The following is a 22,954-nucleotide window of genomic DNA, read 5'->3' as shown; positions in this document are numbered from 1 at the left end:
AGGCTCTCTCGATATCTTGAGGTTAGGGTCAGGCGGGCGGCCCGATCAGGCGGCCGATGACCTTGGCGGTATAATCGACCATGGGAATGATGCGGGCGTAATTGATGCGTTGCGGGCCGATCACGCCGATGGCGCCGATGATGCGTTCGCGCGCGTCGCGATAAGGCGCCACCACCATGGAACAGCCGGTGACGCCGAACAGATCGCTTTCGGCGCCGATGAAGATCTGCACCCCGTCGGCCACCTGGGTGAGATCCACCAGACGGAGGAACTGCTCGGAGGTCTCCAGCGCCTCGAACAGGCCCCGGATGCGCTCCAAGTCCTCAACGGCGGTGACGTCTTCCAAGAGATGGGACTGGCCGCGCACGATGAGGGCGGAATGATTGTCGCCCCCCGCCCAAGTGGCCAGCCCGGCCTCGATCACCCGCTTGGTCAGCGAATCCAGCAGGCTGCGTTGCTGCTCCAGCTCGGCGGTGATGACGTCCTTGACCTCGTCCAGCGAGCGCCCGGCCAGACGGGCGTTAAGGTAATTGCCCGCCTCGACCAGGGTGGACATCTCGACGCCATCGGGCAGATCAAGCAGGCGGTTTTCCACCATGCCGTCCTCGGTGACCAGCACCACCAGGGCGCGGTTGCGGCCCAGCCAGACGAATTCCACATGTTTGAGCATGCGCTGAATCTTGGGCGCCACCACCACGCCGGCGCAGCGGCTCAACCCCGACAGAGCGCCCAGCGCCTCGCCCAGCACCTGTTCCATGGAGCGTCCCGCCGCCCGGCATTGGGCATCGATGGCCGAGCGCTCCTCTTCGGCCATGCGGCCCACTTCCAGCAATCCGTTGACGAACAGGCGCATGCCCGCCTGGGTGGGCAGCCGCCCGGCCGAGGTGTGGGGCGCGTAAAGCAGGCCGAAATCTTCCAGATCGGCCATGACGTTGCGGATGGTGGCGGGCGAGAGCGACAAGGTCAGGCGCCGCGACAGGGTGCGCGAGCCGATGGGCTCGCCCGTTTCCACATAGGCTTCCACGATCTGGCGGAAGATTTCCCGCGATCTCTCATTCAGCTCGGTGATGACGGGACCCTTGGTCCGAGGCATATGGCATTCTCCGGTGCGGCGAAAATCTAGTGGCGCCTTGCCCCCTCGTCAATGTCGGGGGGTCGAGATTGTGGACGGCACCCACCATATGGAGGTAGCTTGCCGCCTCTTCACCTTCGAGAGGACCATATTAAGCATGAGACCGTCCGGCCGCGCCCCCGACCAGCTTCGCACCGTCATTTTGGAAACCGGCGTGTCGCGCCATGCCGAGGGCTCGTGCATCGCCAAATTCGGCGACACCCATGTGCTGTGCACCGCCTCGGTGGAAGAGAAGGTGCCGCCCTTCCTGCGCAATACCGGCAAGGGCTGGGTCACCGCCGAATACGGCATGCTGCCGCGCTCGACCCATACCCGCACCGACCGCGAAGCCGCCAAGGGCAAGCAATCGGGCCGCACCCACGAGATTCAGCGCCTGATCGGTCGTTCGTTGCGTTCGGTCACCGACCTTGTCGCCATGGGCGAGCGCCAGATCAAGATCGATTGCGACGTGTTGCAGGCCGATGGCGGCACGCGCACCGCCTCCATCACCGGCGCCTTCGTGGCCCTGCATCTGGCCTTCCAGCGTCTGGTACGGCTGGAACTGTTGAAGGCGATTCCGCTGACCGACCATGTCGCCGCCATTTCCTGCGGCATCTATGAGGGCACCGCCGTCCTTGATCTCGATTACCCGGAAGATTCCAACGCCCAGGCCGATGCCAATTTCGTCATGACCGGCAACGGCGGCATCGTCGAGATTCAAGGCACCGCCGAGGAGCGCCCCTTCTCGCGCGCTCAGTTCCTGGAACTCACCGATCTGGCCGAAGCGGGCATCCGCCAACTGGTCGAGGCCCAGAAGAAAGCCCTGGGGCTGTCATGACCGCGCGCCGGTTCCAGGGTGGCCGTCTGGTCATCGCCAGCCACAATGCCGGCAAGGTCCGCGAGATCGGCGAATTGTTGGCCCCCTTCGGCACCGAAGTGGTCTCGGCTGGCGCATTGGGCCTGCCCGAACCCGAAGAAACCGGCGACACCTTCGTCGCCAATGCCGAGCTGAAGGCCCGCGCGGCGGCCGCCGCCTCGGGCCTGCCGTCGCTGGCCGACGATTCTGGTCTGGCGGTAAATGCCCTGGCGGGCGCGCCCGGCATCTATTCCGCCCGCTGGGCCGGGCAAGCCAAGGATTTCGCCTTTGCCATGGCCAAGGTCCAGTCGGCGCTGGGCGAGGAAAAGGACCGCAGCGCCCGCTTCGTCTGCGCCCTGGCTCTGGCATGGCCCGACGGCCATTGCGAGACCTTCGAAGGCGTGGTGGAAGGCGATATCGTCTGGCCGCCCAAGGGCGAGAACGGCTTCGGCTACGATCCCATCTTCCTGCCCAAGGACGGAATCCTCACCTTCGGCGAGATGGATGCGGCGGCCAAGCACGCCATCAGCCATCGGGCCGATGCCTTCACCAAGCTGGTCGCGGCGTGTTTCGGGGTTGGGAACTAATTGGGCACTCGCCCATGACCTCTCCCGGCTTCGGCATCTATATCCACTGGCCGTTCTGCCTGTCCAAATGCCCTTATTGCGACTTCAACAGCCATGCGGGCCTCGCCGTGGATCATGGGCGCTGGCGCAAGGCCCTGTTGGCCGAACTGGATCATTTCGCAGCCCAAACGCCTGACCGCACCCCCACCAGCGTGTTTTTCGGCGGCGGCACGCCGTCGCTGATGGAGCCTGAAACGGCGGGCGCCCTGATCGCCATGGTGAAAAGCCGCTGGGCCTCAGGCCCCGATCTGGAAGTGACGCTGGAGGCCAATCCCACCAGCGTGGAGGCCGACCGCTTCCGCGCTTTCCGCGACGCAGGCGTCAACCGTCTGTCCTTGGGGATTCAGGCGCTGGACCCGGAGTCCCTGGCCTTTTTAGGGCGGCGCCATTCGGTGGACGAGGCCCTGGCGGCCTTGAGCCTGGCCCAAGCCACCTTTCCCCGCGTCTCCTTCGACCTGATCTATTCGCGCCCCGGCCAGACGCAAGCGCAGTGGCGGGCCGAGCTGGCCCGCGCCCTCGATCTGGCGGGCGAGCATCTGTCGCTCTACCAGCTGACCATCGAGGACGGCACCGCCTTTGCCCCCCTTCATGCCCGTGGCGGTTTCGCCCTGCCCGACGAGGACGAGGCCACGGCCCAGTTCGAACTCACCCAGGAGATGTGCGAACGGGCCGGGCTGCCCGCCTATGAGATCTCCAACCACGCCCGAGCGAACGCCCAATGCCGCCATAACCTCACCTATTGGCAGGGCGGCGCGTGGCTGGGCATCGGCCCCGGCGCCCATGGCCGCTTTGGCGGCGAGGCTTTGGCCCAAACCCGTTCGCCCGGTCCCTGGCTGGCCCAGGTGGAGTCGCAAGGCCACGCCACCGAAACCCGCTACGTCCTCGACCCCGCCGAGCGGCTGTCCGAACTGGTGCTGATGGGATTACGGCTGCGAAACGGCCTTGGGCCCGCCTTGCTGGCCGAGGTGCGTCAGGTATTGGATGCCGAAGGCCTGGCCCGCATGATCGCGGACGGCTTCCTGGTGCAAGACGCACGGGGCCTGCGCACCACCGACCGAGGACGGCTGGTGCTCAATGCCGTCTTGGGCCAGCTACTGGCCTGAGCTACTGAAACGAACTCGGCGCCGCGCCCACTTCGCGCGATCCGGTGGGCGCGATCTCCTTGATGGTCAGGCCGCGTTCGGCGATGCCGTTGGCGCCCAGGCGGAAGATCCCATCCACCCCGGCAAAGCCGCTGGGGCTTTGCAGCCGGGCCGAGCCATAATCGCCGGTGCCGTTGCGGGCCAGGGCGGCGGCGAGCGCGGTGGAATCATAGGCGATGCCCGCAAGACCGCTGAGGCGGGGCGGCAGGGCGCCGAAGGCCTTGGCATAGCGCTGCTCGAACTCCATATGCGCGGCCGCGGGCGGCGCGGGATACCAACCCCCGGCCAGGGCGGGCTCGGAGGCCAGCTTGGGATCGTCCCACAGCAAGGTGCCCAGCAGGCGCGGCACCTGGGCCCCGCCTTCGCTCATATAGTAAGACAGCAGCGACGCGATATTCCTGAGCCGCACCCCGTCATCGGGCAGCAGCACCGCGTCATAGGCCGAGCCGGTGACGCCCTTGGAGCTGATCCCCTTGCGCGCCGAGAAGCGCTTGACCACCTGGGTGAAGTCGGTGGCGGCGGGGTCGTAATACTCCACGGCCACCAGTTCCAGGCCCTGAAGCGCGGTAGCCTCCTTGGCGGCATCGGCCACGGCGCGGCCGTAATCGTCGGAGCGGGCCAATACGCCGATGCGGCGCAGTCCCTGTTCGCGGGCATGGGCCAGGACACGCGCCACCTGGGGACCGGGCAGGAAACCCAGGGCATAGACCCCGGACCCGGCCACGCTGCGGTCGGTGGTATAGGCCAGGAGCGGAATGGCTTGATCCCGCAGCACCGGAGCCACCGCCTTGACCTCATAGCTGAACACCGGGCCCAGCACGATATCGGCGCCTTGGGTCATGGCCGTCTGGGCCGCCGCCGCGGCACCCTCGGCAGTTCCCTTGGTGTCGAGCGGAATCAGATTGAACTTGGCATCGGATATTTCGAACAGCGCCAGCTGGGCGGCATTGGACAGCGCCTGGCCGATGGCCCCTTGCGGTCCCGACAGGGGCAGCAGCAGGGCGGCGCGCACCTCGCCCTGATGGGACGATTTGGCCGGAGCGGCGCCGTGCATCGCCTCGGCGGCGGGAGGCAGAGTGGCGGTCTGGGCCTGCGGCTCGGCGGCGGGAGCGGGAGCAGGGGCCGGGACAGGGGTGGGTGCGGCAACCGGCGCAGCGGCCGGAGCCGGAGCGGGCTTGGGGGCCGGAACCGCCTTGGCCGAAGCCGAAGCCGGAGGAGGAGGCGAGGGCAAAGGCGCGGGCTGCGCCTGGGGAGCGGGCTTGGTTCCGCCCGCCCAAGGTGGTAACTCTGACGCTTGTTGACAGCCCGACACCATCAGCATGGCGGCAAGCAATGGCAGGACAACGGCACAGTGCCGGAAAGAGCCGCGACGGCGCAAGGGAACCCTCCTCCTCGGACGATGGCCCCGGAGCCATGGAGCCCGGCGGCGAGACCGACGCAAAAAGTAGACCTTGGGCACGCGGAAGTAAACCAAGCGCCGGGCTTTATCTGGTCGCCACCCCCATCGGCAATCTGGGCGACATCACGCTGCGCGCCCTGGAGGTGCTGGGCCATGCCGATCTGGTGGCCTGCGAGGATACCCGCGTCACCGGCCGCCTGATGCAGCTTCTCGGGCTCAAAAGCCCGCTTACGCCCTATCATGACCACAATGCCGACAAGGCGCGGCCCGCCCTGCTGGCCCGCCTGGGCCGGGGCGAGGTGGTGGCCCTGGTTTCCGATGCCGGGACCCCCATGGTCTCCGATCCCGGATTCAAGCTGGTTCGGGATTGTATCGAATCGAATATCCCGGTCACCGCCCTGCCGGGTGCCTCGGCGGTGCTGACGGCTTTGCAACTATCAGGCATTGCCGCCGAGCGTTTCCTGTTCGCGGGCTTCCTGCCCTCCAAGGGCACCGCCCGCCGGGCCGCGCTGCAGGAACTGGCCCAGGTCCCGGCCAGTCTGGTCTTTTACGAATCCCCCCATCGAACGGGCGAGTCCCTGGCCGACATGCTCACCGTATTGGGGAATCGCGAAGCGGCCGTCACCCGTGAACTGACCAAGCTGCATGAAGAGGTGGTCCGGGGCGTCTTGTCCGATCTTGCCCCCCGCTTTGCCCAAACGCCGCCCAGGGGCGAGGTGGCCATCGTGGTCGGCGCCCCCGGCAACACTGCCGGCACGCCCCAGGATATCGAGGGCAGATTACGCGCCGAAAGAGAAAATGGTCTTTCCGTCAAGGATGCCAGCGCCCTGGTGGCGGCGGAAACCGGTCATCCCAGGCGCGATGTCTATGCCACGGCGCTGCGACTGTTCCGAGGGGGCAACGAGGAATGAATGCCTATGGCCCCTCGGCCTCCCGTCAGGCGGCTCAACGGCGCGGTAAGGCGGCGGAGAGACTGGCGGCCTTTTGGCTGCGACTCAAAGGTTATGTAATCCTGGCCCAAGGGCTGAAATCCGGCCGGGGATCGGGGGCGGGTGAGGTGGATCTGGTGGCAAGGCGCGGCGATCTGGTGGCCTTTGTCGAGGTCAAGAGCCGTGCGACCATGGACCAAGCCATTGAATCCCTTAGCCCTTTCCAAAGACAGAGGATCGAGCGCAGCGCCGCTGCCTTCCTGGCGCGGCGCCCCGAACTGTCCGGCTGCGGCATGCGCTTCGATATGGTGCTGATCGCCCCTTGGCGTCTGCCCCGCCATATCCCCGACGCTTGGAGAATTGATTAGAGAGTCTTCTCGGCCTTACACTGCCGCAGACATATCGCCGTCTTGAGAGGGAGTTACCCGTGCGTCCGCTGCTCAATGTCCTGATCCTGGCCGCCATGGGCGGCCTGATGTCCGGCTGCGCCGCCACCGTGGTGGGCGCGGGCGCCTCGGCGGGTGTGGCCGCCGCCGAGGAGCGCGGCCTCGACGGCGCTGTCGACGACCTGAAGATCCGCACAGAAATCAATCACTTGTGGTTCCAGAAGGATGTGGAGATGTACCGCAAGGTCAATCTCAACATCTCGGAAGGCCGGGTGATGCTGACCGGCGTGGTCGCCACGGATCAGGCCCGCGCCGATGCGGTGCGCCTGTCCTGGCAGGCCACCGGGGTCAAGGAAGTCCTGAACGAGATCCAGGTGGTCGCAGCGGGCGAGTCGGGCTGGGATCAGGCCAATGATCTTTGGATTCAGAACAAGCTCAAGGCCCGCCTGCTCACCGATTCCGACGTGAGGAACATCAACTACGTCATCGACGTCACCGATTCCGTGGTCTATCTGCTGGGCATCGCCCAGAGCAGCGCCGAGCTTGACCGGGTCATCGCCCATGCCCGCGACGTCAGCGGGGTGAAACGGGTGATCAACCATGTGCGCCTGAAGACCGATCCCAGGCGGAACGGGGGCTGATCCATGAGCGAAGCCGCCATCTTGGTCCGCGACCGCCTGACGGCCCTTGGCCGGATGGAGGATTGTGACCTGGACCCGGCGGAATCTCTGCTGTTGCTGGCCGCCCTAGGGCGGGCGGGCAGCAGCAGCCTTCTCGATGTCACCCCCTATCTCGCCCGGCTGGACGGCATGGCCGCTGAATTACGGGCCGAGGCCATGGATTGCCCCGACGCGGCAAGTCTGGCGGCCAGGCTGTTCCATCTGCTGGGCCGCCGCCACCGTTTTCAGGGCGACGAGCGCGACGACGACGATCTTGGCGATCTCGACCTGCTGACCGTCATGGATCAACGGCGCGGCGGCAACGACGCGCTGGGCCTACTGGCGCTGACCATTGCCCGGCGGGCCGGGATGGTGGCCGAGGGCCTGGCCTTTCCCGCCCATTTCCTGCTGCGTCTTGGCCTTCCCAGCGGAAGCCGGGCCATCGTCGATCCCCTGGGCGGCGGCCTGGTCCTCACCCCTCCCGATCTGCGCGCCATGCTGAAAGCCGCGGCCGGACTGGAAGCCGAACTGGAACCCGCCCATTACACCGCCATGAGCAACCGCGATCTGCTGCTGCGTCTGGGCAATGCCGCCAAATTGCGGCTGCTGCGCCTGGGCCATGTGGAACGCGCCCTGTCCATGGTTGAATCCCTGCTGCTGGTGGCGCCCGACACCTGCCTGCTGTGGCGGGAAGCCGGGCTGATGCACATGCGCCTAGACCACACGGCCCAGGCGGTGGCGGCCCTGGAACAATTCCTCGGCCGCACACCCAACGCCCAGGCCAAGGCCCGCACCCTGGCCCTGTTGGCCGAGCTGAAACGCCGGATACACTGAACAAAGGTCCCCCCGATGAGCCTTAACGTCGCCATTCAGATGGATCCCATCGAGTCCATCGACATCGATGCCGATTCCACCTTCGTCCTGGCGCTGGAGGCCCAGAAGCGCGGCCATACCCTGTTCCATTACCTGCCCAGGGATCTGGCGCTGCGCAATGGCCGCGTCCTGGCCCGTATCAGGCCGCTCAGCGTGCGGCGCGCCAAAGGGGATCACTTCACGCTCGGAGAGGCCCGGCTGGTGGATCTGGCCAGCATGGACGTGGTGTTGATGCGCCAGGACCCGCCCTTCGACATGGCCTATATCACCGCCACCCATCTTCTGGACCACATCCATCCCCACACCCTGGTGGTCAACGACCCCACCCATGTGCGCAATTCGCCGGAAAAGCTGCTGGTCACCCATTTCGGCGATCTGATGCCGCCCACCCTGATCACCTCGGACCGCGAGCAGATCATGGATTTCCGGGAAGAGCACAAGGACATCATCGTCAAGCCGCTGTTCGGCAATGGCGGGGCGGGCGTCTTCCATCTGGTTCCGGGCGACGAGAATCTCAATTCCCTGCTGGAGATGTTCACCCAGATCTACCGCGAGCCGGTGATGGTCCAGCGCTATCTCCCCGAAGTGCGCCAAGGCGACAAGCGCATCATTCTTGTGGACGGCGTGGCGGTGGGCGCGGTCAACCGCGTCCCGGCCGAAGGCGAGGCCCGCTCCAACCTTCATGTGGGCGGCACCGCCAAACCTTCGACCCTGACCGAGCGCGAGCGCGAGATTTGCGCCGCCATCGGCCCGACGCTCAAGGAGCGCGGCCTGATTTTCGTGGGTATCGACGTCATCGGCGACTACCTCACCGAGATCAACGTGACCTCACCCACCGGTATCCAGCAGATCGATCGGTTCGATGGCGTGTGTATCGAGGGTCTGATCTGGGACGCCATCGAGCTTCGCAGAGCGGTTTAGCACTGTCGGACAACAGGCTGAGAATCCTTTATTTATCCTGAAAGGCACCAACAAATGCAGTTGCGGCGCACCGTGTCGGCCGTCTGCGACTGCATTTGTGGTTGGGAGATTCGCCCCTCGCGCCCCACTCAACTGCATTTGCGGTTGGGGCCGCCGGGACATTTTCCCCTGGCATTTCTTCGACCCAAACACGGTTGAAGGCTCCTTGCCCAGCTAGCGGTATAATTTCCTACTCTCCATGCCCGCCCGGTCCAAAAGGCACGTCTGGCATCGGCAAGGATGAAACCTCGCCATAAAGGCCGCGATCGGAGCGCCACTTCTTTTCGGCGATCGAAGGGATTTTTGGGTAGGCGACCTCTGCGCGCCGGTGCGTCCCAAAGCCTTGTCCCATCGCCCTGTCACGACCCCTCCTGGTCCCGAGGCCGGACGTGACTGGCCAGGAAAGCCCATGACGCCTGCCCGCCTGGCTTGAATAGTGTGGCCCCTGACCACCGCGGCCAGGTGGTCGCTGGCTCTCTACTTCCGAACGAAGCTTTAAAAGCGGTCCGGCCCGACCTTTCGAGACTGCTGCGCGGAGGGATAAAGACCCCCATCCGCCCATCCGGACTTCCCCTGATCCCGCGGGCGAAATGAACCTGCCGTCCAGACGTACCGACCAGTCGGTCAAGTTAATGCACTCGCCGACAGGTTGTCTTCGGATCAATCCGCGCTTAGGAGAAGAGCTTGCCGCTCGGCAAGGCGTGCGGGGCGACTGCCACCTCGCCATGCTCGCCCACCACCGGACCTGAGAACAGCTCGAACCCTAAATCCACCGCCCGCTTGACGTTGTTGGGCACCGTGGAATTCCACAGGCAGTGTTGAAATCCCAGGCCACGGGTCTCGTGGGCGAAGACGGTGGCGAGAGCCAGAATGGCCGAAGGCGTCAGGCCCGCCATGCGGATCTGCGCCACGTTGAGACAGAGGAAATTCACACCGCACTTGGCCAGGAATTTGGCGGTGTCCACGTCGGGCACGGTTCGCACCGCCACCTTGGCGCCGCAATCCAGGATCGTGGCGATGGTTTGCCGCAAACGCCCGTGAGCGATGGAAGCGACCGCACCGGCCAGTTCGATGACCAGAGGCCCCTTGCGCAACTCGACCATGGGCCGGATCTGGGCGGCAATCTGGACGACGTCGGTCATGGCGTGATCGTTGATGGCCTGGGGAAGAAACAGCACCCCGCCGATCCTGGCCAGATGACTGGCCGAGCGAAGCAGAACCGCATCGCCGTCCACGGCCAGGGGATCTTGCTCTCCACCGAACAGCACGGCGTTCTCGAACATGTCCTGACCATTGAAATGACGCCGGATGCGGGCCCGGTTCCCGACGACTTCCTGCCGGGACGCGCTCCATACCGGCTGATACACAACGTCAAGATCGATGCCGTTATGAAGGCTATGCCGGGTCAGCACATTGTCCATCGCCTCGGCGGCGGTGACGGCGCCGCGTTGTTGGAGACGGGTCAGGGGAAGCACCTTGGCCGTGACATCGATCCCGCCGCCGGTTTCACCGAACAGGCGTCCCTTGATCTCGCTGGCGATAGCAACGGCACGGACCAGCCCTTCCTGCTCGGACATGCTGGGAAACAGCATCATGTACTGTCCCTGTCCGATTTTTAGGCAGACATCATCGTGGGAAAGCCGCGAGCCGATGATGCTTTCCGCGATCATGGCGGCCTTGGGCAGGATGCGCGCCCATTCGGCCTCATTATCGCCGTGATCGACGGTCACCACATGCAGCTTGCCGAAACTGCCCGATGGATTGGATTTCAGTAATGAGGCCGCCAAGGTCTCGAAAGCGTGACGATCCGTGAAGATGCTCTTGCTCATCCGCGCCCGACTGCCTCTCAGATCGCGGCCGCTTTCATTTGCCGCCCAAGGTATCGGGGCGAAGGGCCGTTACTCTTATGGCACTAAATAGGCAATTTAGATACGGGTACTAGTTGCAGTAAATACCTACAAGCCCCCAGCCCACCTTGTAAGACGACAGAAACGAGAGCGGGCGGCAGAGTACGATTTTTCCATCCCAACCCCGCACGCGGCCCTTCCTCGGCTTGCCGGTTGCGGCGGGTTGTGGCACTTCGGGTGTCCTTGTCTCCCGCAACAGGGGGTCTCCCGCAACAGGGGGATCATCCCGAGGTCACGTCATGAAGATCGAAGGCAATGTCGTCGTCACCTTACGCTTGAAGGTCACCAGCCTGGATGGTGTCATTCTCGACCAAGGGGCCGAGCCCATACGCTATCTGCATGGCGGACACGGCGGACTCTTACCCAAGCTGGAAGCGGCCCTCGACGGCAAGAGTGTCGGCGAGTGCATTCAGGTGACGCTGGCACCCGAGGACGGTTTCGGAACCTATGACGCCGCCCTGGTCACGGCCGTGTCGCCAGATTGCGTCGAGGCGCCTGCCAAGGTCGGCGAAACGCTGGAGCGAGAGTATGAGGGCGTCGCCCTGCCATACCGTGTGATCGCGGTCGATGACCGGAACATCCAGTTGGACGCCAATCATCCCTTGGCGGGCAAGACATTGGTCTTTTCCGCGACGGTGATGGACGTGCGCTCGGCCACCCCCGAAGAGATCGCCGCCGAAATCGCTGCCCTGAACCAGGCCATGCGGGACGTGATGGTGAAGAACCGGGCCATCGCCCAATCCAAGGCCGAAGCGGAAAGCGCGGCGGAAGCGGCCATCCTGGCCGAGGCCGAAGCCGCGGGTTTGGTCGAAAGTACCTATCTGCCTCAGCTCGGCACCCGTCTGCGCTTCGTCTTCCGTTCCCAGACCCACAAGCTGTGCTGGCTGGCACCCTTGTTCCTGTTACCCGCCGTCGCGGCTTGGCTTGGCTATCACGGCTGGGAGATAAGCTGCGGCGTCATCGTCGCGCTGTGGATCGCCTGGAGCTTCGCCGCGCCATCGGTCATCGGCAAGGCGATCAAACGCTGGGGTTACCAATTCCTGTTCTTCGACTTTTCGCCCAATCTGAATCCCAGCCGCCTTGAAAACGCCATTTCCTTCGGCGGTGGGCTCCTTTCGGTCCTCGCGGTCCTCGTCTATACCGTGGTCGCCCTGTTTCACATGGAGCGCCTGTCCGATCTGTTGACGATCATAGGCTTGGATTTGGCGATTCTCTTCGCCCTGGGCATCCCGCTGATGGTTTTGTTGCCCTTCCTGGTGATGGTCCTGACCGCATTCCGGGTCCGACCGGTCGTCGACAAGGATCTGAAAGGTCTGTCCTTATCGCCAGAAGCCGGGAAATAGCAGGGTCGGGGCCTCGTAACTGAATTGCCCGGCCCCGCCGAACCCGGTGGCAGCCATTGCATACAAAGGGTATGATCCCCTGCTCTTTTTGGGGGAAGCTGCCTGCTTATGACCACCCGTACCAATACGGTCGCCTTTTCCGGCATCGACTGCCTGGACATCGACGTCCAGGTGCAGGTGGCCGCGGGCCTGCCCGCCTTCACCCTGGTGGGGCTGCCCGATAAGGCGGTGGGAGAAAGCCGCGAGCGGGTGCGGGCCGCCTTCAACGCCATCGGGCTGGCTCTGCCGCCAAAGCGCATCACCGTCAATCTGGCGCCCGCCGATCTGTTGAAGGAAGGCAGCCATTTCGATCTGCCCATCGCGCTGGGGCTGCTGGGGGCCATGGGGGTTCTGCCCGCCGACGAGCTCATGGGTTATGTGGCGCTGGGCGAGTTGGGCCTGGACGGCTCCATCGCCCCCGTGGCCGGGGTTCTGCCCGCCGCCATCGCCGCCAATGCCTCGGATCGCGGCCTGATCTGCCCCCAGTCCCAGGGCTCCGAAGCCGCCTGGGCAGGCGAGGTGGAGGTGTTGGCCGCCCCTTCCCTGTTGGGCCTGATCAATCACTTCAAGGGCAGCCAGATCCTGGCCCGTCCCGCCCCCCGGCGCATGGAGGACGAGGGCAAGCTGCTGGACTTGATGGACATCAAGGGCCAGGAATCCGCCAAGCGCGCCCTGGAAGTGGCCGCCGCCGGGGCCCATAACCTGTTGATGATGGGCCCGCCCGGCTCGGGCAAGTCCATGCTAGCCGCCCGCCTGCCCGGATTGCTGCCGCCGCTCGAGCCCGCCGAGGCCCTGGAGGTCAGCATGATCCACTCGGTGGCGGGGCAACTGGCTGAGGGCCGCCTGCTGACCCGGCGCCCTTTTCGTGACCCTCATCATTCCGCTTCCGTACCATCCCTGGTGGGCGGCGGGCTGCGTGCCCGTCCGGGCGAGGTCTCCCTTGCTCATAACGGCGTTCTGTTCCTCGACGAATTGCCCGAATTCCAGCGCGGCGCCCTGGAAGCGCTGCGCCAGCCCCTGGAATCAGGGCGCGCCGTGGTGGCGCGCGCCAATGCCCATGTCACCTATCCCGCCCGCATCCAGCTGGTGGCGGCCATGAATCCCTGCCGCTGCGGTCATCTGGGCGACCCGGCCCTGGCCTGCAACAAGGCGCCCAAATGCGGCCAGGATTATCAGTCCAAGATCTCCGGCCCCCTTTTCGACCGCATCGACCTGCATGTGGAGGTCCCGGCGGTCAGTCCCGCCGATCTCTCCTTGCCGCCGCCCGCCGAGGGCAGCGCCGAGGTGGCGGCCCGCGTCGCCGCCGCCCGTGCCCTGCAGCTGGATCGCTACCGCGACACCAATATCCGCACCAATGCCGAGGCCGATGGCGAATTGCTGATGCAGGTAGCCTCTCCCGACGAAGCTGGGCGCCGCTTATTGACCGAGGCGGCCGAGCGCATGCGCCTGTCGGCGCGCGGCTGGCACCGGGTGCTGCGCGTCGCCCGCACCCTGGCCGACCTTCAGGGGGTGGAAACCATCGGGCGCTTGCAGGTGGCCGAGGCCCTCTCATACCGACGGCTGATGCCGGGTCGTCCGGGCTGAGACTTATAGCCCTATGACTTCTGTGGGTATTGCGCCTTTTGCGTGCCCGGCCCCATGCTCCAACAGCCGGTGGGAAATGGGGTTAAGACCCGATGAATGCCTGTGCGCAATCCAGGGATAAGCGGCGTTGCCATGACATGGCGATGATCGTCACCGATGTGATCATGACCTTGGCCCGGGAAAAGGCCGAGGATGACCGTGTTTCGCTGCATGATCTTGAACGCATCGCCGCCCTGATCTGTGGCGGCAGCATGGTTCTGGACGCCGCCTATATCCGCCAGGAAGAATCCTGCCGTAAATTCCACCAGCTGCCCAAGGGCAATGTGGGAGCCCGCTCGAACCCTTTCCACCGCCTGATGGTCCGGCCCTTCGAGCATTTGCTGACCGGCGACGGCATGGTGCTGCAGCGCGACTACCTGCCCAACTATTTCGAATTCCTGGGCCATGCCCTGGAAAAGCGTCTGGATGCCTTCGAGCGCCATTGCCGCACCATCATCCAGGCCCTGATGGTGGTGCACGGCAACAATCTGACCTGGGACCAGTTCTATGCCGATCTGCGCACCGTCAAGACCCTTCAAGGCGCGCTGAAACTGCTGCGCGCCTATCTGGAAGGCCCCGAGGGCCAGCGGGTCTGGCACGGCTGCATGATGCGGCCCGTGGGCGATCTGCCCCAGCCCTCGGTCGGCCAGGTCAATCATATCCGCCAGGTCCTTCTGGAAACGGCGCGCGGTCTGGAAGCGGCGGAATAACTGGCTCGTTTCGGTTTGATATATGGGCTGCCGCCCATTCCCGCCCGGAGGCAAGCCTCCGGACCCCCCCCCCTTGTTTCTTAAAATAAAAAGAGGGTTCGGGAGGCATGCCTCCCGATGGGGCCGGGGCAAAGCCCCGTATCGGCCCTTAAGCCCCGGTGCGGGGCAGCATATGGCCCAGCTTGCAGCCGCCGAAGATATGGATGTGCAGATGGGGCACTTCCTGATGGCCGTTCTCGCCGATATTGCTCAGCATGCGCCAGCCATCGGCGGTAACCCCGGCCATTTCAGCCACCTTGCCCACGGCGCGAACCAGACCGGCGATCTCGGCATCACTGGCGCGGGCCGAGAAATCGTTCATGGAGACATAGGCGCCCTTGGGGATCACCAGGATATGAACCGGCGCCTGGGGATTGATGTCGTGGAAGGCCAGGGTATGGTCGTCCTCGTGCACCTTCTTGCAGGGAATTTCGCCCCGGAGAATGCGGGCGAAGATATTGTTGGAATCGTAGGCCATGGCTTTCTCCCTCGCAGGAAAGGTCACTTCTTGGCGCGCGACTTCTTTTCGTCAATGCCAGAAGTCCCGGTGCGCCGGGCCAGTTCCGCCCAGACCTTGGCTGGCTCGACGCCGCAATCGGCCCATAGCACCAGCAGATGATAGAGGGTATCGGCGCTTTCGCCCACCAGCTCGTCCTTGCCCTCGGACAAGGCGGCGACCACGGTTTCCACCGCCTCCTCGCCGAACTTCTGGGCGATCTTGCCGCGCCCGCGGGCGAACAGCTTGGCGGTATAGGACTTGTCGGGATCGGTGCCCTTGCGGCTGGCGATCACCGTGTACAGTTCCTCGAGAATATTGCTGTCCTGCGCCACGGCACCCTCTCTTTATAAAGCTTCCAGACCGTCATCTTTCCTGGGGGTGGTACTAGCAGATGGACACCGGCCTGTCACGCCCTTCACGGACGGACGGGAATTCCCGCAGCCCGCATATGGGCCTTGGCCTCGGCGATGGTATAGGTTCCGAAATGAAAGATGGAGGCGGCCAGCACGGCGGTGGCGTGGCCGTCGCGGATGCCCTCCACCAGATGATCGAGATTGCCCACCCCGCCCGAGGCGATCACCGGCACGGTGACGGCATCGGCCACGGCGCGGGTCAGCGCGATGTTGAAGCCCTGCTTGGTCCCGTCACGGTCCATGGATGTGAGCAGGATTTCGCCTGCCCCGTACTCGGTCATGCGCTTTGCCCATTCCACCGCGTCGATGCCGGTGGGATTGCGGCCGCCATGGGTGAAGATTTCGAACTTGTCGGGACCCGTCTGCTTGGCGTCGATGGCCACGACGATGCACTGCCGGCCGAACTTCTCGGCCGCCTCGCTGACGAATTCGGGACGGTGCACGGCCGCCGTATTGATGGAGACCTTGTCGGCCCCGGCCAGCAACAGCTTGCGGATATCCTCATTGACCCGCACCCCGCCGCCCACGGTCAGCGGCATGAAGCATTGCTCCGCCGTGCGGCGCACCACGTCATAGATGGTGTCGCGGTTATCAACACTGGCGGTGATGTCGAGGAAGGTCAGTTCGTCGGCTCCGGCCCGGTCATAAAGCTTGGCCTGCTCCACCGGATCACCGGCATCGATGAGATCGACGAAGTTGACTCCCTTGACCACGCGGCCGTCCTTGACGTCCAGGCAGGGGATGATGCGCATCTTGAGCATGGGCTCAGGCCTTCAACAGGGCGATGGCCTGGGCCACGTCGATGCGCCCGTCATAGATGGCGCGGCCCGAGATGACGCCTTCCAGCTTGGGGTAAGCCTTCAGCGCCCGCAAATCGTCCAGGCTCGACACCCCGCCCGAGGCGATCACCGGAATGGAAATGGCATCGGCCAGGGCGGCGGTGGCCGCCACATTGGGTCCGGCCAGAACGCCATCACGGTCGATATCGGTGTAGATCAGGGCGGCGACGCCGCAATCTTCGAATTTGCGCGCCAATTCCAGCACGGTGAGATCCGAGGTCTCGGCCCAACCTTCCACCGCCACCTTGCCGCCCTTGGCGTCGATGCCCACAGCCACCCGGCCGGGAAAGCACTTGCAGGCCTCCTTGACCAGGGCCGGGTTCTTCAGCGCCACGGTGCCGAGGATCACCCGGCGGATGCCGCGCGCCAGCCAATCCTCGATGGTGGCCATCTCGCGGATGCCGCCGCCCAACTGAACCGGAACCGAAACGGATTTGAGGATGCTGTCCACTGCGGCGCCGTTGACCGGCTTGCCAGCGAAGGCGCCGTTGAGATCGACCACATGGATCCACTCGGCACCGGCAGCGGCGAAGTCGCGGGCCTGGGCGCCAGGATCGGTGTTAAACACCGTGGACTCTTCCATCAAGCCCAGTTTGAGCCGGACACAGGCGCCGTCCTTGAGGTCGATGGCGGGGAACAGAAACATCTTATGGCTTCCACGTCAGGAAGTTGGAAATCACCTTGAGCCCCGTGATCTGGGACTTCTCGGGATGGAATTGGGTGCCGACCATATTGTCGCGCCCGACCACGGCGGTCACCGCTCCGCCATAGTCCACATGGGCGAGGCGATGGGCCGGATTGGCGGTCTCGAACTTGTAGGAATGGACGAAATAGGCATGGGACTCGGATTCCAGCCCCGCCAGCAGCGGATGGGACAATCCGTCGGGAACCAACTGGTTCCAGCCCATATGCGGCACTTTGAGGCCCTGGGATTCAACGCCCAGCGGCACCACCTCGCCCGCGATCCAGCCCAATCCGGCATGCAGGCCATGCTCGCGCCCGATACTGGCCATCAGCTGCATGCCGACACAGATGCCGAAGAACGGCGTGCCCTGAGCCAGCACCCGCTCGGTCAGCGTCTCGGCCATGCCCGGCAGGGCCAGAAGACCGGCGCGGCAATCGGCGAAGGCGCCGACGCCGGGCAGAACGATGCGATCGGCGCTTTCCACCACCTTGGGATCATTGGTGACGGCCACCTCGAGATTGAGGCTGGCCTCGGCCACCACCCGCTCGAAGGCCTTGGCCGCCGAGCGCAGATTGCCCGAGCCGTAATCGATGATGGCGACGATGCCGCTCACAAAGATCCTCCCCCGCGACGCGACGCGGCGCTCAAAGCGAGCCTCCCAGCGTCCCCTTGGTGGACGGCACGGCATCGGCCTTGCGCGGGTCGATCTCCACCGCCTCGCGAAGCGCGCGGGCCAGGGCCTTGAAACAGCTTTCCACGATATGGTGGTCGTTATCGCCGTACAGGCTTTCCACATGCAAGGTCGCGCCCGCCGCCTGAGCGAAAGCCTGGAACCATTCCTTGAACAGCTCGGTGTCCATGGTGCCCAGCTTGTCGCCGCCGAAGGCCACCTTCCAGATCAGATAGGGACGGTTGGACAGATCCAGCGCCACGCGGGTCAGCGCCTCGTCCATGGGCACATAGGCCGAACCATAGCGGCGGATGCCCTTGCGGTCGCCCAAAGCCTGGGCTACGGCCTGGCCGATACTGATCCCCACATCCTCGGTGGTGTGATGGGCATCGATGTGCAGGTCGCCCTTGGCCTCCACCTCCAGATCCATCAGGGAATGCCGGGACAGTTGCTCCAGCATGTGGTCGAGGAAACCCACCCCGGTCTTCACGGCGTATTTGCCGCTGCCGTCCAGATCGACGGCAACCTTGATGCTGGTCTCGGTGGTATTGCGCGTGATGGCAGCCTTGCGCATGGGAGCCTCCATAATCTGCCCCGTTTAGTATCAGGAATGCGGCCCGCATGCCAGTGCGAGCGTCCGCAAGCAATAAGACTTCCCGGCGGGTATAACTTCCGCCTCGGATTGCCGAATACCCGCCTCGCCTGTAAGATGTCAGCATTCGTTCTTGTGATCGGATGCAGGGGGCATCGTTATGAAACTTGGATTCCGTATGACCGCCATCATGATGGTGGCGGCGCTGGGCGCTTGCGCCACGCCCGACTATCCTAAAACCGCCGCCGAGGCCCCAGCCGCTCCGGCCGTTCAGCGCCAGGCCCAGCAGCAGCAAGCCGCGCCGACCGAGTCCGCGAAAGTCTTGAAGCGCAAGATCGCCATCGGCCGTTTCAGCAACGAGACCCGCTATGGCCGCACTTTCGTGCGCAGCGATAACGGCGATCCCTTGGGCAAACAAACATCCGACATGCTGGCGGCCCGACTGGTGGAGTCCGGCTCCTTCCTGGTGTTCGAGCGCCCCGACCTCGACAAATTGGTCAAGGAACAGGCCTTGAGCGGCGGCGGCGATATTGTCGGCGTCGATACCTTGATCCTCGGCTCATTGACCGAGTTCGGCCGCTCCACCGTGACGCGGGGCGGTCTGCTCAGTTCCACCAAGCAGCAAAAAGTGGATGCCAAGGTGGAGATCCGTCTGGCCGATCCCAAGACCGGTCACGTCTTCTTCTCGGCCTCGGGCCGAGGCAGCAGTTCGTCGGAAGCCGGTGAGGTCTTCGGCTTCGGCTCCCAAGCCGATTACGATGCCAGTCTCAACGACAAGGCCATCGGCGCCGCCGTTTCCGACGTGATGAACGCCCTGGTGGTCAAATTGAAGGAGCGGCCCTGGCGCACGGATATCCTCAAAGTCGAGGGTTCGCGCCTGTTCATCAGCGGAGGCGCCCGTCAGGGTCTCAAGATCGGCGACCTTTTGACGGTCATGCGACCGGGCGAAAAGATCAAAAGCGGCCAGTCCGGCTTCAACATCTCCCTGCCCTCCGCCGAAATCGCCACCATCCGGGTGATCGCCCAATTCGGCGAGAGCGAGACCGACGAAGGCTCGGTGGCCGAACTGGTATCGGGTTCTCTGGCTGGCCAGTCCGCGGCCTCGCTGTTCATTTCCGAACGCAAGGGGGGCTGAGCTATGAGGCGCTTACTTTCCGTCCTCGCCATGGCCGCCATGGTCGCAGCCTGCGCACCGGCCGAACGCACCGAGACCGTCGACGACCGCCCCTCCCTGGAAGTGGTGGGCGCCGTCTCCGGGGCGCGATTGTTCATCGACGGCCTCGACATGGGTGTGGTGGATCAGCCTCTATTGCTGGAACCCGGCACCCATGTGGTGAAGGTGGTCGGACCCAAGGGTGGCATTTATACAGAGAAGGTCTTCGTCAGCGGCCGTGGTCTGCGCAAACTGGCCGTACCGGCGGGAGCGGCACAATGAAACGACTCTCGCCTTGTGCCGCCCTGGCAGCGATTTGCACCCTGACCGCTTGCGTCCAGCCACAGGGAACCTTCGAGTGGGGGACTTATGATCAGTCCCTGCTGGAGTACTACGAGGATTCCGGCAACATGGACAAGCTGGTCAGCGAACTGGAACGTCTGTCCGTCGCCTATGGTGATGCCAATGTCCCCGAATTGGGTGAGGTGCTGACGCGGGCATCGTCGGATGACCGCGACACCCGCCGCCGGGCGGTGTTCGAGGCGGAACAGGCCTTCAAGCCGTTGGATGTGGGACCTGTTTCCCGGCTTGCTCCAGGTTTGATCGCCGAACTGGGATATCTCTACCTGCAGGCGGGCAATCCCGAAAAAGCGCTTACCCTGTTCAAGCGGGAAAAGCGCAACTGGCCCGAATCCGCCTATTTCATGGATGTGATGATCCGCGTCGCGGAAGGACCGAAGAAGGACGAAAAGGGGGATTCCAAGGCCATCGAAACGGAAGCCGCCCGTCTGCGCGATGCCGAAAAAGCCCGAGGAGCCCGCAAATGATCCGCCGCCTCGCCTCCGCCCTGGTGTTGATGATTGGCCTGTCCGCCTGCGCGGTGCCCCCGCCCAAGAACTATGATGCCTTCGGCGCGGCCCAACCCTATTCCATTCTGGTGCCGCCTCCCATCAACCGCAGCACCGATGCCCTGGCCGGGGAATATCTGTCAACCACCATCGCCAAACCCCTGGCCAATCGCGGATACTACGTCTTCCCCATCAATCTGGTCCGCAGAGTGCTGGAGGATGACGGCCTGCCCGATCCGGAAATGGTTCATGCCGCGGACCCGACCCATCTGGGCCAGTTGTTCGGCGCCGATACCATTCTCTACGTCACCATCGAGAAATGGGCCGCCGAGTATATCGTGCTCGATACCATCGTGACGGTGGACGTCTCCTATATCTTGAAGGAAACGGCGGGAGGAACCACCATCTGGGAACACCGGCAGCAGGCCAAGTATAATGCCAATGCTGGCGACGCTGGCGGAGGGGGGATCGCTGGACTTCTCGTCAAGGTGGTCGCCGCAGCCATCACCAAGGCCAAACCCGATTACATCCGCATGTCGCGCCAAGCCAATACGGCCGCCTTCGGAACGCCACAGCAAGGTCTGCCCCCCGGTCCCCATTTCCGTGACCGGGCGACCGAAAAGGATCTGAGCAAGCCCTGAATTTTACGACTCGGCGTGGGGCGGGCCTTTGCTATGATGCCCGCCCCTCGTCTGTCCGGGTCCGCTTCATGTCCGAATCCTCCCTTCCTTCCTGGCACGGCACCACCATTTTATGCCTGCGCAAATCGGGCCGCGTCGTCATCGCTGGCGACGGCCAGGTCAGCCTGGGTGCCACCGTGATCAAGGGCAATGCCCGCAAGGTGCGCAAGGTGGGCAATGATTCCATCCTGGTGGGTTTCGCCGGGGCCACCGCCGACGCCTTCACCCTGCTGGAACGCCTGGAAGCCAAGCTGGAAAAGCATCCCGGCCAATTGACCCGGGCCTGCGTGGAACTGGCCAAGGACTGGCGCACCGACCGCTATCTGCGGCGCCTGGAAGCCATGATGGCGGTGGCCGACAAGGACGTGTCTCTGGTCCTGACCGGCCAGGGCGACGTGCTGGAGCCCGAGGATGGCATCATCGGCATCGGTTCGGGTGGCAATTATGCCCTGGCCGCCGCCCGCGCCCTCATTGACATCGAAGGCCTGGATGCCGAAACCATCGCCCGCAAGGCCATGGCGATCGCAGCGGGCATCTGCGTCTACACCAATGGCAACATGATCGTGGAAAGCCTATGAGCGCCGCCGCCTTTTCCCCCCGCGAGATCGTTTCCGAACTGGACCGCTTCATCGTCGGCCAGAATGACGCCAAGCGCGCCGTGGCCATCGCGCTCAGGAACCGTTGGCGCCGTCAGCAGTTGTCCGAGTCCTTGCGCGAAGAAGTCCTGCCCAAGAATATCCTGATGATCGGGCCCACCGGCGTGGGCAAGACCGAGATCGCAAGGCGCCTCGCCCGCCTCGCCCAGGCTCCTTTCCTCAAGGTGGAGGCCACCAAGTTCACCGAAGTGGGCTATGTGGGCCGCGACGTGGAGCAGATCGTCCGCGATCTGGTGGAAGTGGCCATCCTCATGACCCGCGAACGCCTGCGCAAACAGGTCACCGCCAAGGCCGAGATCAATGCCGAAGAGCGCCTGCTCGACGCCCTGGTCGGTGAAACCGCCGCAGCCGAGACCCGCCAGAAGTTCCGCAAGATGCTCAGAGAAGGCGCCCTGGATTCCAAGGAAGTTGAGATCCAGGTGGCCGATACCGGCGGCGCGGGCCTGCCCAGCTTCGACATTCCCGGTATGCCCGGCTCCCAGGTCGGCATGATCAATCTCTCGGACATGCTGGGCAAGGCCCTGGGCGGCGGGCGAACCAAGCCCCGCAAACTGCCGGTTCCCGAAGCCTTGGCGGCCCTGACCGCCGAGGAATCCGACAAGCTGCTGGACCAGGACAAGGTGGTCAAGGACGCCATCTGGGCGGTGGAAAATCACGGCATCGTCTTCATCGACGAGATCGACAAGATCTGCGCCCGCTCCTCCGAGCACCATGTGGGCGGCGATGTCTCGCGCGAAGGGGTGCAGCGCGACCTGCTGCCCCTCATCGAGGGCACCACGGTGGCCACCAAGCACGGCTCGGTGAAGACCGACCATGTGCTGTTCATCGCGTCCGGCGCCTTCCATCTGGCCAAGCCATCGGATCTGCTGCCCGAGCTTCAGGGCCGCCTGCCCATCCGCGTCGAGCTGAAGGCGCTGTCGCGCGACGATTTGGTGCGCATCCTCACCGAGCCCGAAGCCAGCCTGCTGAAGCAATACGAGGCCCTGCTGGCCACCGAGGAGGTGATCCTCGATTTCGAGCCCGGCTCGGTCGAGGCCATCGCCGATCTGGCCGCCGAGATCAACTCCACCGTGGAGAATATCGGCGCGCGGCGCCTGCAAACCGTCATGGAGCGCCTGCTGGAAGACATCAGCTTCACCGCCCCCGACCAGCCCCCCGGCACCAAGGTGACCATTACCGCCGAGATGGTGCGCGACAGGGTCGGCGCCCTGGCCAAGACGGCGGATTTGGCCAAGTTCATTCTGTAGGGATTATTGGGCTGCCGCCCAAGCCCGCCCGGAGGGGACCTCCGGACCTCCCTTTGTTTTTTCCATATGC

At 64.5% G+C, this 22,954-nt stretch carries 26 protein-coding genes; 17 read left to right on the top strand and 9 right to left on the bottom strand.

Translation table 11 applies throughout. The features are described from left to right. Positions 1–28 precede the first annotated feature (28 nt). Entirely contained in the window at positions 29–1,093 is a 1,065-nt protein-coding gene (gene hrcA, locus CCC_RS17105; protein WP_009870228.1) for a heat-inducible transcriptional repressor HrcA, read from the bottom strand. Between the two features lie 136 nt (positions 1,094–1,229). Between hrcA and rph the strand changes: the two genes are divergently transcribed. Genes rph through hemW form a run of 3 tightly spaced genes read left to right on the top strand, consistent with a single transcriptional unit; the run spans position 1,230 to position 3,696 of the window. Beyond that, complete coding sequence (gene rph, locus CCC_RS17100) at positions 1,230–1,949, top strand: ribonuclease PH (RefSeq protein WP_009870229.1); 720 nt, start codon at positions 1,230–1,232, stop codon at positions 1,947–1,949. Next, positions 1,946–2,554: an RdgB/HAM1 family non-canonical purine NTP pyrophosphatase gene (rdgB, locus tag CCC_RS17095; RefSeq protein WP_009870230.1), complete on the top strand. Its 609-nt coding sequence runs from the start codon at positions 1,946–1,948 to the stop codon at positions 2,552–2,554. Before rph ends, rdgB begins: the two co-directional genes overlap by 4 nt. A 14-nt stretch (positions 2,555–2,568) precedes the next feature. After that, a complete protein-coding gene (gene hemW / locus CCC_RS17090; protein ID WP_009870231.1) occupies positions 2,569–3,696 on the top strand; it encodes a radical SAM family heme chaperone HemW in 1,128 nt (375 codons plus the stop codon). 1 nt (position 3,697) lies between these two features. Here the strand turns inward: hemW and CCC_RS17085 are convergent, their stop codons facing one another. Then, positions 3,698–5,113 carry a penicillin-binding protein activator gene (locus CCC_RS17085; RefSeq protein ID WP_041042165.1) on the bottom strand — a complete coding sequence of 472 codons (1,416 nt, stop codon included), beginning with the start codon at positions 5,111–5,113 and terminating at the stop codon, positions 3,698–3,700. Positions 5,114–5,148: 35 nt separating this feature from the next. On the opposite strand from CCC_RS17085, the gene rsmI reads away from it, so the two are divergent. From rsmI to gshB, 5 genes are read left to right on the top strand one after another with little or no spacing between them, the layout of a single operon-like run. Continuing rightward, positions 5,149–6,045 carry a 16S rRNA (cytidine(1402)-2'-O)-methyltransferase gene (rsmI, locus tag CCC_RS17080; RefSeq protein ID WP_009870233.1) on the top strand — a complete coding sequence of 299 codons (897 nt, stop codon included), beginning with the start codon at positions 5,149–5,151 and terminating at the stop codon, positions 6,043–6,045. Then, on the top strand, positions 6,042–6,431 hold the full coding sequence (locus tag CCC_RS17075; RefSeq protein ID WP_009870234.1) for a YraN family protein: 390 nt from the start codon (positions 6,042–6,044) through the stop codon (positions 6,429–6,431). The genes rsmI and CCC_RS17075 overlap by 4 nt, the downstream gene beginning before the upstream one ends. 59 nt (positions 6,432–6,490) lie before the next feature. Then, positions 6,491–7,090: a BON domain-containing protein gene (locus CCC_RS17070; protein WP_009870235.1), complete on the top strand. Its 600-nt coding sequence runs from the start codon at positions 6,491–6,493 to the stop codon at positions 7,088–7,090. Positions 7,091–7,093: 3 nt separating this feature from the next. Continuing rightward, entirely contained in the window at positions 7,094–7,942 is an 849-nt protein-coding gene (locus CCC_RS17065; RefSeq protein ID WP_009870236.1) for a SirB1 family protein, read from the top strand. 15 nt (positions 7,943–7,957) lie between these two features. After that, positions 7,958–8,902, top strand: coding sequence for a glutathione synthase (gene gshB, locus CCC_RS17060; protein WP_009870237.1), 945 nt, complete (start codon positions 7,958–7,960; stop codon positions 8,900–8,902). A 710-nt stretch (positions 8,903–9,612) separates the two neighbouring features. Here gshB and CCC_RS17055 read toward each other — a convergent pair. Beyond that, a complete protein-coding gene (locus tag CCC_RS17055; RefSeq protein ID WP_009870238.1) occupies positions 9,613–10,770 on the bottom strand; it encodes a hypothetical protein in 1,158 nt (385 codons plus the stop codon). Between the two features lie 317 nt (positions 10,771–11,087). Between CCC_RS17055 and CCC_RS21330 the strand changes: the two genes are divergently transcribed. The 3 genes from CCC_RS21330 (at position 11,088) to CCC_RS17040 (ending at position 14,563) form a co-directional block, all read left to right on the top strand. After that, a complete protein-coding gene (locus CCC_RS21330; RefSeq protein WP_009870239.1) occupies positions 11,088–12,191 on the top strand; it encodes an FKBP-type peptidyl-prolyl cis-trans isomerase in 1,104 nt (367 codons plus the stop codon). 108 nt (positions 12,192–12,299) lie between these two features. Beyond that, positions 12,300–13,814, top strand: coding sequence for a YifB family Mg chelatase-like AAA ATPase (locus tag CCC_RS17045; RefSeq protein WP_009870240.1), 1,515 nt, complete (start codon positions 12,300–12,302; stop codon positions 13,812–13,814). Positions 13,815–13,951: 137 nt separating this feature from the next. Next, a complete protein-coding gene (locus tag CCC_RS17040) occupies positions 13,952–14,563 on the top strand; it encodes a hypothetical protein (protein ID WP_009870241.1) in 612 nt (203 codons plus the stop codon). A gap of 148 nt (positions 14,564–14,711) precedes the next feature. On the opposite strand, the gene CCC_RS17035 is transcribed toward CCC_RS17040, so the two are convergent. The 6 genes from CCC_RS17035 to hisB form a co-directional block, all read right to left on the bottom strand. Continuing rightward, on the bottom strand, positions 14,712–15,080 hold the full coding sequence (locus tag CCC_RS17035) for a histidine triad nucleotide-binding protein (protein ID WP_009870242.1): 369 nt from the start codon (positions 15,078–15,080) through the stop codon (positions 14,712–14,714). Between the two features lie 23 nt (positions 15,081–15,103). Then, positions 15,104–15,433: a phosphoribosyl-ATP diphosphatase gene (locus CCC_RS17030; protein ID WP_009870243.1), complete on the bottom strand. Its 330-nt coding sequence runs from the start codon at positions 15,431–15,433 to the stop codon at positions 15,104–15,106. A gap of 83 nt (positions 15,434–15,516) precedes the next feature. Beyond that, a complete protein-coding gene (hisF, locus tag CCC_RS17025; protein WP_009870244.1) occupies positions 15,517–16,275 on the bottom strand; it encodes an imidazole glycerol phosphate synthase subunit HisF in 759 nt (252 codons plus the stop codon). 4 nt (positions 16,276–16,279) lie between these two features. Then, positions 16,280–16,999, bottom strand: a complete 720-nt coding sequence (gene hisA, locus CCC_RS17020) for a 1-(5-phosphoribosyl)-5-[(5-phosphoribosylamino)methylideneamino]imidazole-4-carboxamide isomerase (RefSeq protein ID WP_041042161.1) — start codon at positions 16,997–16,999, stop codon at positions 16,280–16,282. Position 17,000: 1 nt separating this feature from the next. Beyond that, on the bottom strand, positions 17,001–17,651 hold the full coding sequence (hisH, locus tag CCC_RS17015; RefSeq protein WP_009870247.1) for an imidazole glycerol phosphate synthase subunit HisH: 651 nt from the start codon (positions 17,649–17,651) through the stop codon (positions 17,001–17,003). Between the two features lie 31 nt (positions 17,652–17,682). Then, entirely contained in the window at positions 17,683–18,282 is a 600-nt protein-coding gene (gene hisB, locus CCC_RS17010; protein WP_041042159.1) for an imidazoleglycerol-phosphate dehydratase HisB, read from the bottom strand. A gap of 178 nt (positions 18,283–18,460) precedes the next feature. Between hisB and CCC_RS17005 the strand changes: the two genes are divergently transcribed. The 6 genes from CCC_RS17005 (at position 18,461) to hslU (ending at position 22,884) form a co-directional block, all read left to right on the top strand. Beyond that, positions 18,461–19,435, top strand: a complete 975-nt coding sequence (locus tag CCC_RS17005) for a CsgG/HfaB family protein (RefSeq protein WP_041042157.1) — start codon at positions 18,461–18,463, stop codon at positions 19,433–19,435. A 3-nt stretch (positions 19,436–19,438) separates the two neighbouring features. Further along, entirely contained in the window at positions 19,439–19,735 is a 297-nt protein-coding gene (locus CCC_RS17000; RefSeq protein WP_041042155.1) for a hypothetical protein, read from the top strand. Continuing rightward, on the top strand, positions 19,732–20,280 hold the full coding sequence (locus CCC_RS16995; RefSeq protein ID WP_082036662.1) for a DUF4810 domain-containing protein: 549 nt from the start codon (positions 19,732–19,734) through the stop codon (positions 20,278–20,280). The genes CCC_RS17000 and CCC_RS16995 overlap by 4 nt, the downstream gene beginning before the upstream one ends. Next, positions 20,277–20,942 carry a GNA1162 family protein gene (locus CCC_RS16990; RefSeq protein WP_009869173.1) on the top strand — a complete coding sequence of 222 codons (666 nt, stop codon included), beginning with the start codon at positions 20,277–20,279 and terminating at the stop codon, positions 20,940–20,942. The genes CCC_RS16995 and CCC_RS16990 overlap by 4 nt, the downstream gene beginning before the upstream one ends. Before the next feature lie 68 nt (positions 20,943–21,010). Then, on the top strand, positions 21,011–21,559 hold the full coding sequence (gene hslV / locus CCC_RS16985) for an ATP-dependent protease subunit HslV (protein WP_009869174.1): 549 nt from the start codon (positions 21,011–21,013) through the stop codon (positions 21,557–21,559). Beyond that, entirely contained in the window at positions 21,556–22,884 is a 1,329-nt protein-coding gene (gene hslU, locus CCC_RS16980; RefSeq protein ID WP_009869175.1) for an ATP-dependent protease ATPase subunit HslU, read from the top strand. The genes hslV and hslU overlap by 4 nt, the downstream gene beginning before the upstream one ends. Positions 22,885–22,954 lie beyond the last annotated feature (70 nt).

The sequence above is a fragment of the Paramagnetospirillum magnetotacticum MS-1 genome, from assembly GCF_000829825.1.
Lineage (GTDB): Bacteria > Pseudomonadota > Alphaproteobacteria > Rhodospirillales > Magnetospirillaceae > Phaeospirillum > Phaeospirillum magnetotacticum.
The sequence above is the reverse complement of the archived record's forward strand: the minus strand, read 5'-3'. Positions and strand labels throughout refer to the sequence as shown.

Bases quoted from the DNA above. Each gene is read 5' to 3' on its own strand.
- rsmI (WP_009870233.1), top strand. From the start codon at position 5,149: ATGGAGCCCGGCGGCGAGACCGACGCAAAAAGTAGACCTTGGGCACGC.
- CCC_RS17065 (WP_009870236.1), top strand. From the start codon at position 7,094: ATGAGCGAAGCCGCCATCTTGGTCCGCGACCGCCTGACGGCCCTTGGC.
- hisA (WP_041042161.1), bottom strand. From the start codon at position 16,999: ATGTTTCTGTTCCCCGCCATCGACCTCAAGGACGGCGCCTGTGTCCGG.
- gshB (WP_009870237.1), top strand. From the start codon at position 7,958: ATGAGCCTTAACGTCGCCATTCAGATGGATCCCATCGAGTCCATCGAC.
- CCC_RS17055 (WP_009870238.1), bottom strand. From the start codon at position 10,770: ATGAGCAAGAGCATCTTCACGGATCGTCACGCTTTCGAGACCTTGGCG.
- hemW (WP_009870231.1), top strand. From the start codon at position 2,569: ATGACCTCTCCCGGCTTCGGCATCTATATCCACTGGCCGTTCTGCCTG.
- rph (WP_009870229.1), top strand. From the start codon at position 1,230: ATGAGACCGTCCGGCCGCGCCCCCGACCAGCTTCGCACCGTCATTTTG.
- CCC_RS16990 (WP_009869173.1), top strand. From the start codon at position 20,277: ATGATCCGCCGCCTCGCCTCCGCCCTGGTGTTGATGATTGGCCTGTCC.
- CCC_RS17035 (WP_009870242.1), bottom strand. From the start codon at position 15,080: ATGGCCTACGATTCCAACAATATCTTCGCCCGCATTCTCCGGGGCGAA.
- CCC_RS17005 (WP_041042157.1), top strand. From the start codon at position 18,461: ATGAAACTTGGATTCCGTATGACCGCCATCATGATGGTGGCGGCGCTG.
- CCC_RS17075 (WP_009870234.1), top strand. From the start codon at position 6,042: ATGAATGCCTATGGCCCCTCGGCCTCCCGTCAGGCGGCTCAACGGCGC.
- hisB (WP_041042159.1), bottom strand. From the start codon at position 18,282: ATGCGCAAGGCTGCCATCACGCGCAATACCACCGAGACCAGCATCAAG.
- hisF (WP_009870244.1), bottom strand. From the start codon at position 16,275: ATGCTCAAGATGCGCATCATCCCCTGCCTGGACGTCAAGGACGGCCGC.
- CCC_RS21330 (WP_009870239.1), top strand. From the start codon at position 11,088: ATGAAGATCGAAGGCAATGTCGTCGTCACCTTACGCTTGAAGGTCACC.
- hrcA (WP_009870228.1), bottom strand. From the start codon at position 1,093: ATGCCTCGGACCAAGGGTCCCGTCATCACCGAGCTGAATGAGAGATCG.
- CCC_RS17045 (WP_009870240.1), top strand. From the start codon at position 12,300: ATGACCACCCGTACCAATACGGTCGCCTTTTCCGGCATCGACTGCCTG.
- hslU (WP_009869175.1), top strand. From the start codon at position 21,556: ATGAGCGCCGCCGCCTTTTCCCCCCGCGAGATCGTTTCCGAACTGGAC.
- CCC_RS17040 (WP_009870241.1), top strand. From the start codon at position 13,952: ATGGCGATGATCGTCACCGATGTGATCATGACCTTGGCCCGGGAAAAG.
- hslV (WP_009869174.1), top strand. From the start codon at position 21,011: ATGTCCGAATCCTCCCTTCCTTCCTGGCACGGCACCACCATTTTATGC.
- CCC_RS17000 (WP_041042155.1), top strand. From the start codon at position 19,439: ATGAGGCGCTTACTTTCCGTCCTCGCCATGGCCGCCATGGTCGCAGCC.
- rdgB (WP_009870230.1), top strand. From the start codon at position 1,946: ATGACCGCGCGCCGGTTCCAGGGTGGCCGTCTGGTCATCGCCAGCCAC.
- CCC_RS16995 (WP_082036662.1), top strand. From the start codon at position 19,732: ATGAAACGACTCTCGCCTTGTGCCGCCCTGGCAGCGATTTGCACCCTG.